A 5,059-nucleotide genomic window follows, 5' to 3' on the forward strand; every position below is an offset into this window, starting at 1 on the left:
TGAAGCCGCACAGAGATTCCGTCTGAATATTGGGCTAGAGCCTCAACTAGCGAGTGGTGTCATGCCAAGTAGTGGAGGAAAGTTATCTCATTTAGCAGATAATCTCAGTGCTTTAGCGAAGAATCTAGATGGTAGTGTGGATGATGTGGTGGAAGGGAACTCGGATATACTAGTAGATTCATATAGAAAGTTATCAAGAAATAAAGAAATCCCAGGACAAGCTCATCATCTTAATCAAAACGCTGCTTTTAAAGATGTAATACCACGAAAAGAAGGTCTCTCAATAAAATTGGAAGGAAATATTCGAAAGGATATTGGGAGTCCACATTACAAAGCTCATGAATCCTTAGAGCAATTCTGGGATCAGTATAGAAAGGGTGGGGAACTTCATCGTACCCGTCCAACTATGGCGGAATATAACGTTGCTTTAGAGAAATCATTGATTGATGCAGGGCTTACGCCAAATCAAGCCAAGGATGTTGTATCCAAAGCTATGGAACAGCAGCTTTCTTATGGACTAGCAGCTGAAAAATTTGTTCCTAGAATACCAGGGAAAATGTATCTTCCCAAATGAAATAGAGGTTTTTTATGAAAATATATGATGATGTTATTAAAAGTTTGATTTCGCTCCCCTTTTTAAAGGAAAACAGAGAAACTACTATTCTCATAAAACAGATAAATAGACTTAAAGAAGCGGAGAAGAATATTAATAGTTTAAAATGGGAGAATTTTGTGTTAGAGAAAGATGGTGATTTTAGTGTCTATCTTTTTAAAAACCAGAGTGACATTTATAAACACTGGAATTCACTTGCAAATAGTGCAAAAGAGGAAATAATTCCTGAAATTGAAGCACAATTAGATAATCTGATTGCGGAAGGTAAACTGGTAGCATCCATGAAAGATCAGATTAAATTTGATATCATCGGCTTGGCTATCTACTTGACCATCAAAAAAGAGGTTCCTCAAGCTGAGTCAACATTTTATGATGATTTATATGCTTTATATCAAGCAGGCTACATTCCTTGCGGTTATACCAAGGGGCACTATAAGGTTTTATAAGGAGAAAACATGAAAGAAAACACTGTAAATGAAGCTATCGAAATGGTCGATAAATTTTTAAGTTTGGTTACGATTGATTTGGATGATGATCTTGACAAACAGTTAGTGGCAGCCTATATTTTTGGGATGTTAAACGGAAAAGCTCATGAAGAATTAATACAACCAACCGATGTCCAAGCGTTGATGATTCGTATCGGCATTGATAAACTCAGTTATCCAACAGAAACTGCTTATCAGATGACGCAATTTATGATTGATGCGACAGATAGAGAATTTCACCCTACTGTAAATGATATTATCCACAGGGGTATTGAGGCTTATTATTTATTTGTTGAAAAGAATTATGATAAACTAGTCGGCGATTTTAAATATATTATAGAAACAATTAAACAAGAATAGAGTCATTCTTAAAACAATAAAGTTTATCTCAATTTTTAATGAATAGTATGCCTAAAAATAAATATTAGGAACAATTTATTAAAAAAAGATAGGGGAAAATTTAAACAGTTTATACTATCTCTTTAAAGAATTTGGGGGACTTCCCATATGACCTTTTAGTCCAATAAAATTAAGAAAACTGGGTTTCTACCCAGTTTTTATCAAACAAGATACCAAGTTTAGAGATGATTTTCTAAATGGTCTTTCTTCTAATCCTACTCTGGTACAAAACTTAGAAACTCTGGGAATGATTCCGCGAGGTGACCAATGACCAAAGATGTAGAACTTCATTCATCGACTTGGAAGACGATGAAACAAGCCCTGACAGGGCTTACTGAAACTGCTTCGGTATCTAGCAGTGGTTATATGAATTATACGAATCCATACTCTGGCTCCTATGGTATCAGTAGGGATTCTACAGGGTTTGGCAAGCGAGTAGAAGATTTAGTAAAGATCTCTGAGCAAGTCCAACGCTTGATAGCAGAAAAGGATACGGATGGTGTTGTGTCTTATAGCTATCACGATGACACAAGCACTGCACAAACTCTGCAATCTAAGCTCTCCACCTTGGAGCGGTATGCAGGAAATGTTCCCACCTACATCAAGGATAAAATCGATCGCCCCTTCTATGAGGCTATGGACAAGGTAGGAGCCAAGCTCGAAGCTCTCAACATTCAACAGTATAAAACGACTAACAAGGTTGGTTATAAGCGAATTGAATCTGTGACAGATCCCTATGGCCATCCCGTCGGTACCAAGGAAGTCGTCCCCGCTGAGATTGGGATTGATGAACTCTACAAGGTTGATAGCCCTTATAGAACGGCTCTACAGAAAAGCTATGAAGAGTTCAAAAAAAGTAAGGAGTATAAGGATCACAGGCTGACGGAGACAGAATATGTCCAAGCCATGCACCAAACTCGAGCTTTCGAGTATGTATCGATTGATGATGAGAAGTCCAAGATAGAGATGTGGCGCGATATCGCTCTAGGAGCTGGTCTTGTTGTCTTGACTATTTTCTGTCCTCCAGCAGGAGCCGTAGCAGGAGTGGCCTTGGCTAGTGCTGAAATGTACTCAGCAGCGACCGGTAAGGACTGGGGAACAGGTCGGAAGTTAGATGCGACCGAGAGAACACTGAGGGGAACCTTTGCCTTGTTTGACTTAATACCAGCAGGGAAATACCTAGGAACCTTAGCCAAGACAGGAAAGACAGCAGGGCTTACTGCCGTTAAGAACAGTCTGAAAACGACTTTGAAAGAAGGCTTGGAACAAGGAGTTAAGAACCTGGATAGTTTCAAAGGTGTCTTGAAGAATGCCAAAGGCTTGGGGGATAATGTCTTTTCTAAAATTAAAAACTATGGCAAACAGTTAGACAATCTCCGACCAAGTAAGATTCTATCGAATTCGGCAGATGCTCTAAGCGATGGTTTGCGCCATGCGGATAATGTTTTAAGTGAAGCCGCACAGAGATTCCGTCTGAATATTGGGGTAGAGCCTCAACTAGCAGATGGTGTTCTATCAAGTGGTGGAGGGAAGCTAACACATCTAGCAGATAATCTCAGTGCTTTCGCGAAGAATCTAGATGGTAGTGTGGATGATGTCGTGGAGGCTGTAAGTAAGGCTGGGAAAGGTTCTGTAGACAACATCATTAGAGATGGTTCTCATTTCGATGAAGTTGGGAAACTAAAACCGAATGTCAAATATCAAACAGGCGAATTTGAATATCTCTATCAAACAGATGGTCTAGGACGTTTGACAGATTGGAATGCATCAGAACTTCAATTGACAGAACGAAATGGTCGACTTTCTCACGATTCTAGCACTCCAGGTAAGTTACCGGGTGACCATGCAGGTCACTTGGCAGGAGATCGGTTTGGTGGTTCTCCGGAGATTGATAATTTGGTTTCACAGTTGAGCGATGTGAACTTGAGTGATTATAAAAAATTGGAAAATCAATGGGCCAAAGCTTTGGAAGAAGGTAAGGATGTTTCAGTCAATGTCAAAGTGAATTATGTTGGCGACAATCTGAGACCGGATAGTTTTGATGTGAGGTACACAATTGATGGTTTTCCATTTAGCAGAAGAATAAAAAATTAGAGGTGAAAAATGATTTTTGAAGATAAGTTATCAGAAATTCAAACAGATATGATTAGTTTAGCTCTTGAACTAGCAGAAGATAAAATTGATACTGCATACATATACGGTTCTTACGAGAATAATTCCTTATCTTTTAACAGTTTTTTTGCTCAAGATAACAAAGTATATACGATAAATAAACTAGACCAGCTTGGTATAGAAAATTTAACAAAAGATAGAATGTTTCAATATTTAGAAATTGGAATAAGTGACTTAGAGCGATTTATAACATTATTTCAAGAGAATAAAAAACAAGCCCCAACTCAACTGAAATTGGTATATGATAATGTGAATAAAAAAGCTAATGCTAAATATTCTTATGAAATTTTTTATTCAAATTCTGACTCACTAACTCCTGAAGATATTTTCATGGAATGGTACAATGAAGTGAAGGAAGAAGTTGAAGGGCATCATGATATTTGAAGATGAATTTTCAGCCAAACAAACAGACATGATTCAGTTGGTATTAGAATATGCGGATAGGGTAGAGCAAAAGGTTGATACTGTGTACATATATGGCTCTAATGAGAAGAATTCATACAGTTTTAACATATTTTATATTTCTGAGAATAAAATTTTTACTATGCGTACATTGCCAAGGAGAGACTTTGATGATTTAAACAATCTAATTTTCCATGTATTAAAAATAGGAACCGATGACGTTAAAGAGTTAAAGAAAATTTGTGAGAAGTATAACCAGCCAATGCCTACGCAGATAAAATTGATTTATGATAATAAACAGAATAAAGTGAAGGGAAAGTATTCCTATGATCTATTCTATTCTAATTCAGATACGCCAACCTCGGGCAATATTTTTGAACAATGGTATAATGAAGTAAAAAAAGAGATAGAGGGGAATCATGGTATTTGAAGATAAATTTATGGAAGTTCAGGCTAGCATGATTTCATTAGCAATGGAATATGTGCAAAATCAAGTAGATAAAATATTTATTTATTGCGTTGCTGATGGTTTTTATAGATTTGATGTTTTTTTTTAAATCTAATAATCATTATCTGGATAGAGATGAGATTTCGGATTACCTACCTAATAAAATAGATAGTTCGGATGAAATTCAGTTTAGTCTATTAAGAATTGGTGCACAAGATATAGAAAGAATGGTTAAGCTTTGCCAAGAATACAATCGCGAGCATCCAACTGAAATGTGGTTAATTTATGATGCTCAGAAAAACAGTTTTGATAGTCGCTATAGCTATGAAGGACGTTATGACAAGGATGAAGAATTGCTTCCACGTCTAGAGTTTGAAAAATGGTTTGAGGAAGTAAAAGAAAATCAGCTATAATATTTTTGATATTGGCACTTAATATTCAGTTAAGTGTCTTTTCACAAATGAGAAGCTTCGAAAGCAATGGATCACTATTCTAAAATGTTCAATAAAGTGAATGAAGTTGGCGACCTATATCGGCGTG

General features: G+C 36.7%; 5 protein-coding genes and 2 pseudogenes. All 7 read left to right on the forward strand.

Going from position 1 to position 5,059, the window contains the following annotated elements; all coding sequences use genetic code 11:
• Nucleotides 1–574 (forward strand): annotated as a pseudogene (locus HMPREF9184_RS09775) (hypothetical protein); the annotation flags it as partial.
• 14 nt (nucleotides 575–588) lie between these two features.
• A complete protein-coding gene (locus HMPREF9184_RS08755) occupies nucleotides 589–1,059 on the forward strand; it encodes a hypothetical protein (protein WP_000708239.1) in 471 nt (156 codons plus the stop codon).
• Between the two features lie 9 nt (nucleotides 1,060–1,068).
• A complete protein-coding gene (imm48, locus tag HMPREF9184_RS08760) occupies nucleotides 1,069–1,458 on the forward strand; it encodes an Imm48 family immunity protein (protein WP_000662512.1) in 390 nt (129 codons plus the stop codon).
• 306 nt (nucleotides 1,459–1,764) lie between these two features.
• Nucleotides 1,765–3,591, forward strand: coding sequence for a DNA/RNA non-specific endonuclease (locus HMPREF9184_RS08765; RefSeq protein WP_000159202.1), 1,827 nt, complete (start codon nucleotides 1,765–1,767; stop codon nucleotides 3,589–3,591).
• 9 nt (nucleotides 3,592–3,600) lie between these two features.
• Nucleotides 3,601–4,053 (forward strand): hypothetical protein, encoded by a 453-nt coding sequence (locus HMPREF9184_RS08770; protein ID WP_000575664.1) that lies wholly within the window; start codon nucleotides 3,601–3,603, stop codon nucleotides 4,051–4,053.
• Entirely contained in the window at nucleotides 4,043–4,501 is a 459-nt protein-coding gene (locus tag HMPREF9184_RS08775; RefSeq protein ID WP_000575663.1) for a hypothetical protein, read from the forward strand. Before HMPREF9184_RS08770 ends, HMPREF9184_RS08775 begins: the two co-directional genes overlap by 11 nt.
• A pseudogene (locus tag HMPREF9184_RS08780) lies at nucleotides 4,491–4,932 on the forward strand (hypothetical protein). The gene HMPREF9184_RS08775 and the pseudogene HMPREF9184_RS08780 overlap by 11 nt, the downstream one beginning before the upstream one ends.
• The last annotated feature ends 127 nt before the right edge of the window (nucleotides 4,933–5,059 follow it).

It is taken from the genome of Streptococcus sp. oral taxon 058 str. F0407 (genome assembly GCF_000235485.1).
In the GTDB taxonomy this organism is placed as follows: Bacteria; Bacillota; Bacilli; order Lactobacillales; family Streptococcaceae; genus Streptococcus.